At 45.5% G+C, this 15,973-nt stretch carries 11 protein-coding genes; 8 read left to right on the top strand and 3 right to left on the bottom strand.

The annotated features are described in order from the left end of the window. Positions 1 to 205: 205 nt before the first annotated feature. The 3 genes from QUB39_RS02860 to QUB39_RS02850 form a co-directional block, all read right to left on the bottom strand. Positions 206 to 3,436 (bottom strand): RNaseH domain-containing protein, encoded by a 3,231-nt coding sequence (locus QUB39_RS02860; protein WP_333212678.1) that lies wholly within the window; start codon positions 3,434 to 3,436, stop codon positions 206 to 208. A gap of 201 nt (positions 3,437 to 3,637) precedes the next feature. Continuing rightward, positions 3,638 to 7,051 carry a pPIWI_RE_Z domain-containing protein gene (locus QUB39_RS02855; protein ID WP_333212675.1) on the bottom strand — a complete coding sequence of 1,138 codons (3,414 nt, stop codon included), beginning with the start codon at positions 7,049 to 7,051 and terminating at the stop codon, positions 3,638 to 3,640. Then, the gene (locus QUB39_RS02850; protein ID WP_333212673.1) at positions 7,041 to 8,555 is read right to left on the bottom strand and encodes a restriction endonuclease-related protein; all 1,515 of its coding nucleotides are present in this window, start codon (positions 8,553 to 8,555) and stop codon (positions 7,041 to 7,043) included. The genes QUB39_RS02855 and QUB39_RS02850 overlap by 11 nt, the downstream gene beginning before the upstream one ends. 337 nt (positions 8,556 to 8,892) lie before the next feature. Between QUB39_RS02850 and nadA the strand changes: the two genes are divergently transcribed. From nadA to QUB39_RS02810, 8 genes are all read left to right on the top strand, one after another. Then, on the top strand, positions 8,893 to 9,861 hold the full coding sequence (gene nadA / locus QUB39_RS02845; RefSeq protein ID WP_333056279.1) for a quinolinate synthase NadA: 969 nt from the start codon (positions 8,893 to 8,895) through the stop codon (positions 9,859 to 9,861). Positions 9,862 to 10,153: 292 nt separating this feature from the next. Next, positions 10,154 to 10,771, top strand: a complete 618-nt coding sequence (locus tag QUB39_RS02840; RefSeq protein ID WP_333056280.1) for a TIGR04282 family arsenosugar biosynthesis glycosyltransferase — start codon at positions 10,154 to 10,156, stop codon at positions 10,769 to 10,771. A 418-nt stretch (positions 10,772 to 11,189) separates the two neighbouring features. Further along, positions 11,190 to 11,906, top strand: coding sequence for a TIGR04283 family arsenosugar biosynthesis glycosyltransferase (locus tag QUB39_RS02835; protein ID WP_333056281.1), 717 nt, complete (start codon positions 11,190 to 11,192; stop codon positions 11,904 to 11,906). Between the two features lie 114 nt (positions 11,907 to 12,020). Further along, entirely contained in the window at positions 12,021 to 12,530 is a 510-nt protein-coding gene (locus QUB39_RS02830; protein ID WP_333056282.1) for a photosystem I reaction center protein subunit XI, read from the top strand. A 57-nt stretch (positions 12,531 to 12,587) separates the two neighbouring features. After that, the gene (locus QUB39_RS02825) at positions 12,588 to 12,704 is read left to right on the top strand and encodes a photosystem I reaction center subunit VIII (RefSeq protein WP_333042098.1); all 117 of its coding nucleotides are present in this window, start codon (positions 12,588 to 12,590) and stop codon (positions 12,702 to 12,704) included. A 340-nt stretch (positions 12,705 to 13,044) separates the two neighbouring features. After that, a complete protein-coding gene (locus tag QUB39_RS02820) occupies positions 13,045 to 13,599 on the top strand; it encodes a hypothetical protein (protein ID WP_333056287.1) in 555 nt (184 codons plus the stop codon). A gap of 138 nt (positions 13,600 to 13,737) precedes the next feature. After that, positions 13,738 to 14,625: a hypothetical protein gene (locus QUB39_RS02815; RefSeq protein WP_333056283.1), complete on the top strand. Its 888-nt coding sequence runs from the start codon at positions 13,738 to 13,740 to the stop codon at positions 14,623 to 14,625. A 183-nt stretch (positions 14,626 to 14,808) separates the two neighbouring features. Further along, the gene (locus QUB39_RS02810) at positions 14,809 to 15,381 is read left to right on the top strand and encodes a DUF2996 domain-containing protein (RefSeq protein ID WP_333212670.1); all 573 of its coding nucleotides are present in this window, start codon (positions 14,809 to 14,811) and stop codon (positions 15,379 to 15,381) included. Positions 15,382 to 15,973 lie beyond the last annotated feature (592 nt).

Raw genomic sequence — 15,973 nt, 5'->3', positions numbered from 1 at the left:
TTATACAGTGCAGCCTCTCCCAGGGAATTTGAGATTTTAGATTTTAGATTTTAGATTTGCTCAGCTTTCTTCATCTTTCACTCCAGGGCGCAAAAATTCTCTCCCCCTTTGACATGAGAAGCGATTGGCCTGAAGTTAAGCCCGTTAATCACCGACTCCAACGCTATAAAACTCAAGCGAGTCGGGACAGAACCCCTAGACTGAATTATTCCTCCCTATCAGGTTCCGCCGACCTTTCTTCATCTTCAATTGCAAATTCGCTGATGTAATCTCGCACGACACGCTCGAAGAACAGGGTGGCCGGTAAGCTCGACCAGTCGCTGTAGTGACCGAAACCATAGCGCAGAGATTCTACCAGTGCAGCAAGGCGATCGGGCTTGTCATTTTCTTGTCGCAAGGTAACAACAATCTCAAGGGGATTGGGAGTTGTCCACTGACCCAAAAACGGCGGTTTGCTTGCGATTTTGTCAACTTTTAATTTAGCTTTATTTAAAAGTTTGCCTTTGGAATCATCAGATTTATTGGCAGCTTCGTCAACTTTTAAATCAGCATTATTTAAAAGTTTGTCTTGAGAATCCTCAGCTTTCTTGGCAGCTACGTTAATTTTTGTTGAGCGATAGCAACTTTGACCGCGTAATTTACCTGGTTTTTCATTTCTTACAGATAGATAAGCAACACAACCCGTTTGATTAGTTGCACTTAGTCGAAATAATCCCTTTACACTAGAGGCTGAAGGAATTTCAAGGGTTGAAGTCAGTTCTTTTTTTGTCCGCGTATCTTCCAGAGAAGTTTCTGTTAAATATCGGACTTTTTTATCTATAATTCCAGGGGCGAGGTCTTGGCGAATCCGAATTATCCGCGCGCCTTTCCATTCTTGCTCCATATGTTCGTGCAAGGGGCTTCCCGACTGGGTTTCAAAATTAATCTGATTTGCATTCATTTTAGAATCGGCAAGCCAAGACCAAAGTTTCACGCAGTTGGAAGAATCGATCGTAACTAATGGTTGATTTCCCTCCTCTACAGAATTGGAAATAATCTGCTTGACAAATTCCATGAAACGATTCCGACGCACATCTTCTTTGTCAGCCAGTTTCACGGGGGAGATTTGGGAAATGAAGGCGATCGCATCAGAAAACTTGCTCCAAGGACTGATTTGTAAACTATTCCTATCATAAGCACAGCACAGTTCGCACTCGCCTGTCTCCACGTTGAGACGCATAGCAATTGGTAAAAATGTCTTCTCAATAGAGCCGCGAGCGCGACCTTTCTGTTTGCGGACGATCGTAATCCCAATAATTTCTTTGGGTCTGGCTTCTTGAGGAGTATCTTTTAGCCATTTGTCAACCTTTTCCTTGACATCATCAATGCGGCCAGAATGAGCCCAAAGTAAGTCTTTTAGGGCCGCTTGCACTCGATGGGAAAAATTATCGAGGTTGAGAATATTTTTGTCCTTAGTTTTTTCAATCGGTAGCAGAAACTGCACGCAAGAACCAGCGATTTTAGCCAGTGCTTGACGGGAGGAGGGTTTATTCACCGAATCATCATGTTTCTTGTCTGGATACCATTCCCGTGCCATTACCAGGCAAAAAGTTCGCTGTTTGCGTAAAGCAAGTTGTTGGACGATCGACTCCCAGGCTTTTATGCGGTTTTGCGATCGCTCTTTCGCTTTCAAATTTGCACCGGGCAATGACTCTCTCGGCCCGTGAGTGTTTGCTGGCAAACGATTAGCCATGAGTTCGATCGCACCACCCCACAGAACTGGAATCATTGCTTGCAGCAGTTTCACTTCGGTTTGACATTGTTCTTCGTAAAAGACAACAAGCAACAGTCTTTCGTTAGGATATAGCCGACGCATAGCTTCCTGGTTTGCCTGAATCATCGCCTTGAGTTCTTTTAATTGACAAACCAATTTAAGGGCTTTTCTGCCTTTTGCAATATTATCTAAATTGATATCAAGGTGTTTAGTGAGCAAGCTGTTTAACTCATTGTCCTCAAAGCTTTCTAGATATTTGGGAGTCAAATCATAGCAGTCGTCTTTTTCGAGAACTTCTAAAGCAGCACCTAACAGAGTAGGCAAATTAATCATGCGTGAAGCTGTATCATCTAATTTGTGGCTTTCACCTCTCTTAAAATTTACAGGATAGTAATTATCAAAAGCTTTAAAACCGATAGGTTCAATAATTTTGGCTATCGACTCAAAAGCTTCTAATTTATCAATCTCCGGTACGCCTGCGTCAATTCCGTGTTTCCCTTCTTGCAATCCGTTGCGGTAAGTTAATACTACTTTACAGCTATCCGTTGAAGCTTTCCCCAAAGCAATTTGGGAACCATCAATATTTTGACCGTTAGGGGTTTTCAGCGGGAGTTTTAGCTTGCCGCGCAAGGCTTCAAAATCTTTATCGATCGCCCAAAACCAATTTTTCTTTTTGTCGGGTTGATTTTTCTCAGGTTTTTCGGAATCGGAAAGCACCGTGTAGCGAAAGGTGCGATCGCTATAATCATCAGAAAAGACAAAGCCGCTAATATTTGCTGAGTTATAGCGTGCAGGTTGTAACCCACTTAACCAGCGGCGTTTGGAAACATCTATCTTCAATAAAGGCTGGTGCAAAGAAGGATAGGTTACAACTTCTAAGCGTACCACCAGACTGAATGTTCCTGTAGTGTCGGGTAGAGTAATGGGATCGGTAATCAATTCTGCCATCCCAGTTGTGAGGCTACCACTGCTGGAAATAACCCGCTTCATTGTTCCTAGCTCCTGAAAAATCTCTTTTCCCGCGATCGCACGAGCTGCATAATCGACTAACACGCGATAATCATAATTGTTGCTGTGTTTTGTAGTTCCTGTATTTGGATTCCATTTCCAAGGTAAAACTTGAGACTCAGACGGAGTAATTGTTAACAACTCCTTTCGATCGTGCAAATCTTCCAAACGGTCGATAACTTCCACTAGCCCATCTTCTTTTTCAGCAAAAGGTTTTAGGAAATTTGTTATCCACTCGTTGATAATTGGGCGTAACGCTTTCTGGATATCTTGTGTACTTTCGGAATTTAAGTAAGCAAATGGTTCCGGCTCATTTACACTTTTAGAATTCAACGAATAGTTACTCAAACCTACATTTGACTGAATCCGTGCGGCACTGTCAAGTCCTACTTCTAACAAACCTCGCAGCGAGGCATAAGGGAGATTTTTGATGGCTGAATCGCCCTTGCAAGCAGCTTTTTGGATAGTTGAAAGCTCATGTAAAGCAGATTTTGTCCAACCTAGTGTCAAGCCTTTGACTGTTACTGGCTCGATATTATCTGGCACGGTAAAAGCTAGGGTAATTTCTTTCAGACTCTTATTCGCAAGAGGAATGTAAAGAGTGTCTGAAACCACAGTAGCTTCAGTTTCTTCGTCATCATCGGATTCGATTTCGTCAAAAATGTCGTCGTTCATGGTTGCATCTCCAATAATAGTGGTTTCCTTTATAGTCCTGGACGCATGGGGGCCAGAAACCGGGTTTTTTTACGAAAATATTTCGTTACAGCCCGTAGATTCGGTAAAAAACCCGGTTTCTTTGGTCTGAGTGCGTCCAGGAGTGCTTTACTTCGCCGTCGCGATCGAATTCAATTTCGTCCAAAATTTCGTCGTTCATGCTTACATCTCCAATAAAGGCGAAAAATCATTAAAATCGTCTTCTTCCTCTGTCAAACCTTCTGAATCGCGTAAACTTTCCGGGTAAACTATGCCATTAATGCGCCGCAGGGGCTCCAGAAATGCACCGTAAAGTTCTTGATAAATTTCTCGAATCACTGGATCGGGATGCTTGACGCATTCTTCTAAAATAATTCGCATTTGAACTAGCATACTGTCCCGCCCGGAGTCAGGTTCATTTTTAGTGGATTTAATAGCCCAAGCTGCATCGACAAAGTAAACTTGTACCGGACACCCATTTCGCATCCCGCGCCCGATAGTTTGCAAAATCCCAACCATCTGATTTGCCGTAAACGGTTTAAATAAATCTTCACCCAAACGGCTAGCCATGAGAGGTTCGCGCAACAGTCGATTCGCCGTTTTCCATAGTTGTTTTCTCGACTGTTTCCAAGCATTAGAAATTGCAGGCAAGCCTTCTATTTCAGTAAAAACTCGACTGTCAAATTCTTGGGTAGCTTTGCCGGCGAGGCTGTACAAAAGTTGCGTATCGTCAGTGGTGGGGTGGGGACGGGTGAGGAAATAAATTGTGCCAATCGCTGCATCGAGTTGCCTATCTCCTTTGGTAAAAACAATATTCACGCCTCTACCGATCGCCAACATCGGAAAAATGATAATATCGCAAGTTTCATCATCTCCTAAAGCCTCGCACTGAGCCGTGGTAACGAAATCTGTGGGTTGCTCTCCGTTTTTGAGAAAATTAACAACTGCTTTGGTTCTTTTGCCGATTTCTGGATGGTAATCGTTGATAAAATTCTTAACGTTCCGAGCTTGTTCGTAGCTGTTAACAATTAAGGCAGCTTTGCGGTAAATACCATGTTGCACGTCAAAGTTGAGGATGGATTTGTAAATTTCAGATTTCTTGGTTCCTCCTTGCACCAGCGCGTCTACCATTTTTTTTAAATTACGATCGCGCAATTCGCCTGCACCGCTATATCGGAGAGGTTCATCGCGCGATTCGCGATCGGGCAGCCATTTGAAGCGGTAAAAGCTCTTTTTGGGTTCGTGTTCTGTTTGCCGCGGTTTCAGCAGATAATCCGGCCCAGAGTTAATGTGATAAGCAGGACTTGCTTCGAGAAATGAGGTAGCTGAAGTCATTAAAACTGCCGGCGCTGTCAGTTCGCCATCTGCCTCAAATAACTGATGAAAACGGTGCATTAACATCCGAGGCGCGCCCACAAAAATAATATAAGACAGTTCCACATTTCGGGCTTGAGAGCGAGTAGTTTGTGCCGATTCACAACTGTATTTCACGCCCGAAAAAGACCCCAAAATATTCTCAGGAATCAGTTGTCGCAGTTCGGGTGTTGCCGTTGATTCGACAATCGGTTCCCGAAGCAGTCCTTCTGCTACCATTGTTCGAGTTTGCGGTACGATACGCTGATAGCCTAAAATCACAAAAGTAACGCAAACAAGTAAGGTAATCGTATCCTGAGCTTCGCCTGATGCAGTGGCATCCTTAAAACACAAAGGCAAAAACAATTCGGCAATTTCTTTGACTATTTTATCGCGCCGTTCGATCAGATTCTCCGCTAAATAACGACGAAAATAAAGAATTTGAGTTTCCCATTGCTGTTTGAGCGTGTCGGCGTTTATTCCCAGCCTTTGAGCGCACAGATCCATGTTTAGCCGATCGTGCGGTTCAATGCCAGTGCGATCGTAAAAAGCATGGTAAGCAGCCGTTTCCCAGAATTCTTTCAAGGCTCGACTTTTGCTAAATCCCTGTTTGACTTCCTCTTCGTCAAGGCGATCGCGTTTAGAAGTTTTCTCATAGCCATCCAACAAATCGCTGACTATTCTCAGAACGGTTAATAACTGATTCTCATAGCGTTGGCTCACTCGCGATGAGGGCATATTTTGAACGGCAGTAATTAATGATGTATTGCGATCGCCAAATTCCGATAAATTGCGGCTGTAAAGTTCTACATTGCGGTCGAACAATCGATAGTTTTCTCCGCGAGCAAAAGGATTGTGAATTTGCTCTTGAATGGCTAAATGGATAGATTCTTTCGCCCCGGAAAGTTTTAAAGTTGCAGCACCGTAAGCATCCAGATTTGATTGCACCATATCTGCTTCGTCAAAAACTACGACATCGAATGTCCGGGCAATTAATTCAAAATAACGAATGCGCTCGCGAATAGCATGGGGTGGTACTTCCGTATCCATTGAAAGAACGTGGCCGACCCAAATATCGGCATCTAGCAAATCGCGGGGTGCTTTGTGGCGACCGCACATCGTCCAAACCGGACAAAGATACTTTTTCATTTGCCCTTTTTTGCCACCGCTTTGTAAAATTTCATTGCAGGGTGCATAACCAAATCCCCACATCGAAGTATCAGCAGTAGAAAACGCAGGTAAGACGCAATTTAAGCCAAAAACTTCTGCTTGTTCCAAACTATAGCCAAAGCCGCCATTTCCCCCTGATGCTGCGATCGCCTCGGCAATATTGTTAGCGTGTCGGCGGCGAGTTCCATCGCTTTGACCGACTAGCATTCCCACTTTAATTTCATGAAATGCTAGTTCTGCCATGTACTGTCTGGCAACTTCAATAGAGGGAAACACAAACATCGCTTTATAACCGCGTTTTCCCAACCACACAGCTATTAATACGAGCAAAGTTGTTTTGCCCGATCCAGGCAGTCCAATTAAGTGCTTGATGCCTTCTAATTCGATGACTGTTTCTTCCCGCAAACCCTTGCCAATTTCTGGCACCTTAAGTGCAAAATGTTGAAACCGTTGTACCCAGCTACCCCGTCTTTTTTCAGGGTGATTTGCTTCGCGTTCATCCATCTCAACTGCTAACTCGTACAGTTCCGCAAGGGGAATGCGGATTTTTGCTTTCGGGGCGCGATCGAGGGAATGGGTGCGGCGCGGCGCAAGTGGGGCTGCGATCGGCCCAATTGGCACTCTCGCGGCTGTTGTTTCTTCACCTAAAGCAACGGCCATTGGCTGGCGGGGATCGGCAAAGGTGGCGCTGTAAAATTGGTGTGCTAAAGGCTGACCCAGAATTTGACGTGCTTGGGCAATTAAAGGGTCTTCTAGGGGGTCTGTGCGTTGAAAGTGAAGTGTTTCTAAGTTAATTTTATAGGTTCCTTGAGTTTTGTTGCGGTAGTGGCGATCGTTATAAATAGCAACGGCGTGTTTCACTGACTGTTCTGTTACGTAAGCCAGCGACATCAGGCGCATATTGAAAATGGCTTGGCGGGCTTTTGCCAACGCGGGTGCATTGATGATACTCGCCATTCCCGATATCGTTAAAGGGGCATATTCTAGGGAATTAGTTTCGATAAATTCTGCCATCAAGACACACAGCCAGCAAATGCGATCTATTCCCGTCCAGAAATCTGGTTTAATTCTCATATTTGATTTTCTTTAACAACTGTATGACTTGTGAAACAGACAGAATTTCGAGAGTAGCAGGATCGCCTTTTTTATCGATCGCTGACCGGAAAGTAGAGAGGTAATCTGGCCGCTCCTCAATTAATTGGTCGCTGACGGCAATGATGCGGCGGCGGTAGTGAATCAGCCCTCCGATGCCAGTGCGGTTGAGGCGCAAAGCAAGGGAGACAGGACTGGTGTATGACTTAGCATCAATGCCGATATTGCGACCGTTAATTGCTACATCGCATAGGTCTGATTCTGGGTAAAGTTCGGCATCTAGTCCGTTTTTTATGGCTGCCTTAAAAATTGCTAATTCGTCGATCGCCGGCCCAGTCCAATAGGTTAAAATTTGCGGTTGGGCAATCAGCAATCGGTCTTGGTTTGGGTCTGATTTCTCCGAAACTTTTGCTGTTGAGGAGTTGTGACCGAGGCATTGGCGAATCGGACATCGCCCATCGGGAAAAAGTTCTTTATTGGGATAGGGGCGCATCAGCGTACCGCAATACGCGCAGCGATGAGCGTGTCCGTCAATTAACCAGACATCCGGCACGCTATCAAAAAAGGTGTCAACAATCATTCCCTGTAAAGGTGTTAAATCGTTGTCACGTAAATACTCTAAGAGTTGGTGTTCTCCGATGAGCGATCGGCTGCCAAATAGCGATCGCAAAGCCGTATAAGCTTTGTGCTGGCGGCGAATTCCCAATCGTTCAGTTGCGTCGCGCAACCGTTGGTACAGGCGGTGTTCGATGATATTATCTTCGCCAAAAGTACCTTTACTGTTGGCAATTACTGCACAATCTGGGGTTGGCACTCGCAAGTCTGGATCGATGAGAATTACTTGACCAGAGTCAAAATCGGCGTGACAAAAAATATCTAATTCCCACTGATCGAGGGGATATCTAGCACGTTCCAAAACCGTATGCACGCAAGCGGCGCGATCGCTTTTTCCAGATTCGATATATAGCCTGCCCAACTTGCACATAGCCCGATAAAGTTCCGATGGCATACTATCATCGTCTTGGCGAACGATGTCTCGATTGAGAATTCTTGTGTATTGTCGCAGAATTCCCTGGGCTAGCAATATAACAGTATCTTCAGCGAGATCGATCGTGCTGGCGTGTCCTGTGGGTAATGGCAATGTCGTTGTTTGCATTTGTGGCAACCAGGTTGGGTCTTGACCATCAGTCTCGGCAACAATTTGTTGCTCCAATGTTGCGTCGGGGAATGAGGGTAAAACTTGAGCGATCGCGGCCAGTGTCCAGCCTTTCTTGAGCAAAAGTGCTGTTGCCAGTCCTTCTAAAATCTGCCGAAACCGAAATTCTTGACCTTTCGGCTGTGACAGGAGTTGCTTGGCTCTCCACGATCGCACAGTTCGTAAGGCTGGTGGTTCCACAGATAGCCCAAGCTGCTCAATCTGTCGTTTTAGTTCTTTTGTCAGAAACTCAGCAGTTCCCTGCCACTGGCGATCGTCTTCAAAGTACATAGATGTATAAAACCAACCACTTTACAGCGTATACTGATTACAGTAAACGATGTAAATAAAGGATGTCAATAGAGGCTACTCAAAATACTCGTGGCTCAAGGTAGTCATTTACCTGTGAATATCTTGCGGGATAAAGCTTTCAGTCTAATTAGAGTCAGGTAAAAACTTAGCTGAGTCCACTCTTGGATCGCAAAATCTTGCTCCCATTGCCAGTCAGTCGGTTAACCTATGGCAAATTTTCTACCTCTGGCCCAACTGCCCACCGTTTTTGGTGAATTCAACTATAATTCAAAATACACTTGAGTCCAGCCCGCACCTTCCCCGGAATATTCTAACTGTGTTTACCACCGCACCTGCTCCGAACTTTACTCAAACCCGACTGCCCGACGACTTGTTTGCAGCAATTAACGCCCTCAAACAAGAGTTAAACGCCGTCATTCTCGCCCACTATTACCAAGACTCCGAGATTCAAGACATCGCAGACTTCATTGGCGACTCCCTAGAACTTGCCCGCAAAGCCGCCAACACCAGCGCCGATGTCATAGTTTTTGCCGGAGTTCATTTCATGGCTGAAACCGCAAAAATTCTCAATCCTGACAAATTAGTATTGTTGCCCGACTTAAATGCTGGGTGTTCCCTCGCCGACAGTTGCCCTCCCGAAGCCTTTGCAGCTTTCAAAGCCGATCGACCCGGACATTTGGTAATTTCCTACATTAATTGTACCGCCGCAATTAAGGCAATGAGCGATATAATTTGCACCAGTTCTAACGCGGTTAAAATTGTCAACCAAATTCCCGAAAATCAGCCGATAATTTTTGGGCCAGATCGCAATCTCGGTCGCTACGTCATGGAACAAACTGGCAGAAACATGGAGATTTGGCAAGGAGCTTGCATCGTCCACGAAAACTTCTCAGAAAAAAAGATAGTTCAACTCAAAATCGAGAATCCCGAAGCCGAAATAATCGCCCACCCCGAATGCGAACCTCCCGTGCTGCGCCACGCTAATTACATCGGCTCTACCACTGCTTTGCTCAAATATTCTCAAGCTAGTTCCAGCCAAGCTTTTATTGTCGCGACTGAACCGGGAATCATTCACCAAATGCAAAAGCAAGCTCCGCACAAACGCTTCATCCCCGCTCCTCCCAACAATAATAGTTGTGCTTGCAACGAATGCCCGCACATGAGATTAAATACCTTGGAAAAATTGTATCTAGCTATGAAAAATCAAACCCCTGAAATTACCATGCCCCTAAATATTCAACTAGCAGCCTTGCAGCCGATCCAGCGAATGCTAGAAATGAGCTAATCGCTGGCTATTTTTCAGTAAATACATTGTAAGCTGTTCGGCATTTAAAGGACTTGCGTAAGGTGCGTCAGCATCTAAGGTTTTCCGTTTCAGCGTAAGGGTTCGCGAATGACGCACCCTACTAGCCTCGTTACTGGTTTAAATGCTCCACAGCTTATGCTGGGTTGGCCGGGGCGATTAAATTAAGTCCTGGCCTAACCCACCAAGCTCGATCGGCAATCTGTGAATCAGTTGTCCACTCTTTCTCTTCTTTTCCTCTGCGGTGCCTGCCTTTAAAACTCATGAACAATAAATGATGTCGGAAAAACTGATTGTTTTCACCCGCTATCCCGAACCGGGAACAACCAAAACTCGACTAATTCCGGTGCTGGGAAAAACAGGCGCTGCTAACCTTCACCGTTTGATGGCCCAACGGACGATCGCCTGCGCGCTCTCTCTCGAAAAAACCCGCGGATTATCGGTAGAAATTCACCGAGCCGGCGGCAGCCAACAACTGATGCAAGAGTGGTTGGGAAGTGATATTTTTTGTGAAAATCAAATAGACGGTGATTTGGGCGCCAGAATGACAGCAGCGTTTCAAAACTCTTTTAATTCAGGGGTTGAGAAAACAGCAATTATCGGCACTGATTGTCCTGGTTTGAAAGCAGAAATCATGGCACAAGCTTTTGAGGCACTGAGCCACCACGATTTAGTTTTGGGCCCGGCAAAAGACGGAGGTTATTATCTGATCGGGCTGCGGCGATCGATTCCGGAATTATTCGGTGGCATTCAGTGGGGAACCAGTGAAGTATTTGCTTGTACGCGGGCGATCGCCCAAAAGCTCGCTCTCAATATTGCTTATCTTCCCACTCTTGCAGATATCGATCGACCTGAAGACCTCCTCGGTTTAGATATTAATATGTTGAAATAACTAAACTATATTTAATTTCTTTCAATCATTAGTAATTGTCATATTTAATTAAATAAAACTACTTGATTGTGAAACCATAAGGTCATAATATAGTAAGTGTATTTGTCTAACCAAATGCTGAATCTCAGTAGCAGTTAGACAGCGCTTGGGACAATAGTCCCAGGCGCGAGAAAAAACAAAAAATTAGCAAATAAATTAGCAACTAATAGATCGGCTTTGTACAAAACCCGCCCTGCCACAGGAAAGCCCAATGTAGGTGCGAGGCTATTGTAAAAAATGAGCAACTAATAGCTTGGTTTTTTACCAAACTCTCCCACCTTAATTAAGGCAAAATGTAGGGGCGAGCCTGGGGTCAGAAATGGGAAAAATCAGCTTTGTACAAAACCCGCCCTCTCTCTCACGGGTTGCTTAAGTCTGTATGTCGCCAGAAAATCCCAATCTCAAAATTTCCATTATCATTCCAGTCTTAAACGAAGCACCTACAATAGCCTCAGTCATCTCCACCGCCCTTGAGGCCCAAAATGTCGAAATAATTGTCGCTGACGGTGGCAGCAGCGACGGTACTACAGATATAGCAAAATCTTTTGGCGTCCGAGTTATCTCCACCCCCCCAGGCCGCGCCACTCAAATGAATGCAGGTGCCACCGCTGCTGCTGGAGATATCCTGCTGTTTCTCCACGCAGACACTCTGTTGCCTCGCGGGTACGACGATAGCGCGCGTCGGGTACTAGCTAACCCGTCTGCTGTAGCGGGGGCCTTTCAACTCCAGATTGACGCCCGCAGCCTGGGCCTCCGGCTGGTAGAAACAGGGGTAAAGTGGCGATCGAACTTTCTGCAACTGCCCTACGGCGATCAAGCCATTTTCCTCAACGCAGCTACTTTTGACCAAATCGGCGGTTTTCCCGACTTGCCCCTCATGGAAGACTTTGAATTCGTGCGCCGATTGAAAAAACAAGGTCGCATTGAAATAGTACCCCAGCCAGTCCTGACCTCCGCCCGTCGCTGGCAGCAGCTTGGGGTGATCCACACCACCGCCATTAATCAAATAGTAATCATCGCTTATTTCCTGGGAGTGTCGCCCGATCGACTCGCTTTCTGGTATAAGAGGCAAAAGAAAAATTCTTCCAAAAACTAAAGAATAGTGAACTTTTCTAAAGCTCGCCGTTAATTATGTAAATAGGAAACACGTCCCTGCGTAAAATATGACTTGAACGCCTCAACTTTTACGCACAGCGAGGACACACAGAATATGGCAGATCCCAGAGATGCAGAGCTTATTAAACCCTTTAACGGCGACCCCTTCACGGGTCATCTAGCCACCCCCATCAGTGCTTCTGATTTCACAAAAGCATTTATTGGGAACTTGCCGGCCTACCGCAAAGGACTCTCACCCCTAGTTCGAGGTCTAGAAATCGGTTTGGCACATGGTTATTTCCTCGTCGGCCCTGAAATCGTCTTCGGGCCCCTGCGGGATTATCCAGAAGCAGCTAATCTCGGCGGATTAATTACAGCCCTCGTATTAGTTCTGCTTGGCACAGCAGGTATGTCTGCCTACGGTTTGGTCTCTTTCAAGCAAGACAACACCAGCTACCCTAGCGCTAATCCCATGACTCCCGATTCCCTCAGAAATGCTGAAGGCTGGAGCCAGTTTACCGCTGGTTTCTTTATTGGTGGAATGGGTGGTGTCTTTGCTGCCTACTTCTTACTCGAAAACTTTAACGGCGTTGATGCCATTTTCCGGGGTTTAGTCAACAATTAGACTCGACTCCCACATATCCCTGTTGGAACACACTAACTTTAGTTTGGAGAATTTGATATGACAGGTTCCTACGCTGCCTCTTTCTTGCCTTGGATTTTGATTCCCCTAATTACCTGGGTGATGCCAGTTGTGGTAATGGGTTTGTTGTTTATCTACATTGAAAGCGACGCCTGATCCTTACCTCTAAAGTAAGACCTAAGTTGGAAAGCCGAAGTAATAAGACGATTGACGAACAATTGCTCTGACATTTCTAGATAAATCTAGGGAAAATCAGCAAAAATTGTTTTGAGATTGCTGGCTATCCGAAAACTTAGTTTCTTTACTCCCATCCCCAGAATTTATCTGTGGAGCAATCTTTCAGTTTTCTTCCTTCAAAACTCATAATTGCAAAAAAATCCTCCGCCTGCAGGCAGAGGATTTTTTTACAAAGAAGACAAATCATCCGCTCAGAGGACACAAATTGCCAAATTCTAAGCCACAATTGTTATGGAAACCTACTAATGAGGAGACAGCGATGCAATTTTTCCCCGCACGCCGCATCTTAGCTCCATTCCTGATCTCGGTACTGCTGCTGGTGACCGCCTGCGGCCAAACCCAAGCCCCATCACGCTGGGACAAAGCCCAGGAGGAAAGCACCCAAAAACCTGGTAAAGCACAGCAGACAACTGCTGACAAATCAACGGCTAGTAATCAAAACCTGCCCAAAAAGGCAGTTGCAGGCGGTAAGTTAAATAAATACTTCCCGTCTTCTGGGAGTGGATTCGATCGCGTTTTTGCTCAAGAAAAATCCGGTTTTGCTGAAGCTAAGTTGAACAAAGACGGTAAAAATGTCGCGGTTCTCTCAATTAACGACATCGCCGGCAACCCCAGCGCAGGTGCAAAATTCCAGCAAAGTACCAAGAAAATAGGCGGCTATCCCGCAGTTAATCAAGGTGCTAATATCACTGCTGTTTTAGTGGCAAATCGCTATCAGGTGAAAGTTCAATCCCGGACTTCCTCTTTTACCGCTAGCGATCGCGAAGCTTGGCTGTCAAAATTTAACCTGGGCGGCCTCGCCCGCCTCAAGTAGCCATGTCTTTTTTCCAACTCGGCGCCCGACTCAAGTCTGGCGCTATCAGAACTAAGTCGGCCACTATGAGACTGTGAAGTTTTGCAATCTGCCAAAAGTAATACCTTTGATTTTCGTTTCAGCATAAGGAGTTTTTTTGTGAGCAAAACAGTCTTTGAATTAGTCGATCAACTGCCTCAAGACAACATGACTGTCAAAGCCCTGCGAGCGCTTGACTTTGTGGTTCCCGGCGAGTGGAACAATTTAGTTGGCTTTGAAAATACCATTCGCACCGTTACTGGCGAAACAGACGAAGAACTGATCCAGCAAATTGGCGAGCGCGCCATCTACCTGTACAACGATAAATCTGAGGGCTACCAGCGCGCTCTCTGGCTCTACCAAACTATTGACAACGCCGACAAGGCTTTGGGTACTGCCGCCCTCGCTAACAAAGTCTCCCAAAATGTGCCGTTTTTGTCCCTTCTGGGCAATCTCACTCCCAAGCCGGAAAAAGCTCAAACGATCGACCTTTCTCTGAAGTTAGTCACTGAGTTGCTCGCTTTTTGCCAAATTAACGGTATTCCCGGCGACAGCATCGGCGATTTTGCCGCTTCCTTGGGCGACTACGGCGGCGAATCCTTGATGCGGATGGCTGCTTTGGTTTGTTTTGATGGTTTGATTCCCCTGGGCCCAGACTTTATCATGGCAACTCAGTCTTGGATTCAGAGGCTCTCCCCCAGCGATTTGCAAGAGAATCAGGCATTTAAGTCGATCGGCGGCATGATTCCTGGGGGCTCTCCCGCAGGCCAACTCGGCTTTATCGGCGAAAGCTTTAACTCGGTTTCTGGCTGGATGAGCTCTTTTGTGAGCGATCGAGGTTTGACTCCCCAAAACGTACTCGGCCAATTGCAGAATTTTGTAGACATTTCTGCCGACAAGGTGGACTACGTGGGCGCATTCCTCGATATCACTACCAACTACTACGAACACACTGGTGTTCAAACTCTCGCCCGCCGCTTGATTGAACGAGCTGTCGCTGAGATTTAGAATAACCAAAGGAGTTGTGATCTTGGCGGACGATCGCCCTGTGAGAGTGTTTTGAGTTCAAATTTTTTTGACTAGCCATTCTCTCAGGTTGGTTTTCGATAAAATGTGTGCCCTCAAGAAAGTCGATCGCCCGCTTGCTCAACTCCCAACTCCTTACCCAATCACTTTTACCAGGAAGCGTTAATGTCAGAAGAACCGAAAAATCCTACCGCTGGCGAATCCGAAACTCCCAGTGCTGCGATCGATCACGCCCCAAGTTCCGACGAACCAGACACAAGCGACTTACCCAGCACTGACAAGCCTCCAGCGGCTGCTAAAAAGCCCCCAGCCAAGGCCGAAGGCGACAAGCCCCCAGCTAAAGCTAAGAAGGAAAAAGCACCTGCTGTTGAAGACAAGCCCTTTGCGGAATTTATTCAACAAGATTATTTGCCCGCTTTGCAAACTGCTTTGACTAAGCAGGGCGTTAAGGATTTAGAGGTGAGTTTGGCAAAGCAAAAACTCCCAGTTGCTGGCATGAGTTCCGCCGGAGATTGCTGGCAGGTAATTGGCAAATTCCAAGAAGGTCAGCGCCAATTTAACCTGTATTTTCCTCAAGAAAATATTCAAAGTCAAAGGGCGTTTTCCTGCGCTGAAAATAATACCAAAACCAGCACTTTAGAGCCTTTTTTGATAGATGAGCGCAAGGTAACACTAGACCTCATGGTGTTTGGCGTCGTCCAGCGGCTTAACGCTCAAAAATGGCTAAATCTTAATTAACCTGAGTTCGGGATAAGAAGAGGGGGGGACAATAACTTACTCAAAGTCAACCCCTACTCCCCTTCTTAAGGCAAGGCTGTTTCATTCTCACCAAAAACATGAATTTTGACTCTTGTAGTGCCTTTCTTTGCCTACCCCCGACCTAGAGGATTTGATCCCACATTCCGCACCCCCAACTGGCACATAGGCAGATGGAGGGGATAAAAGTGAATCATCCGAGATAATAGTGAGTAAAAACACCCAAAAATCTGTGCAACGCTCGCATCACTCAGTTAGGAATTCCTAAAAATTGACATGAGGGCATTAATTCAATCTTCTTAGCCCATTAAAAGTCAAAAATCAGACCATTAATAACTATTAATTCCCAGCATATATCGCCCGCATTATGACAATAATACATCACTGCTGAATCAACAATTATTTAAATGTAAGTCAGTTTTACCAATCAATAATAGACTTCTTTTCACAACAAAAAATAATAAGACCGACAGGTGACTGGAAATAAATTTAAGATGGCTAACCGTTCTGATGTCAAATTAGAAACTTGCTGAATTCCTTGAATACACACGGCATGAATCGATTGAAAACTTTG

This window comes from Microcoleus sp. AT8-B5, from assembly GCF_036705565.1.
Classification (GTDB): Bacteria; Cyanobacteriota; Cyanobacteriia; order Cyanobacteriales; family Microcoleaceae; genus Microcoleus.
This window is presented reverse-complemented; position numbering and strand designations above follow the sequence as displayed.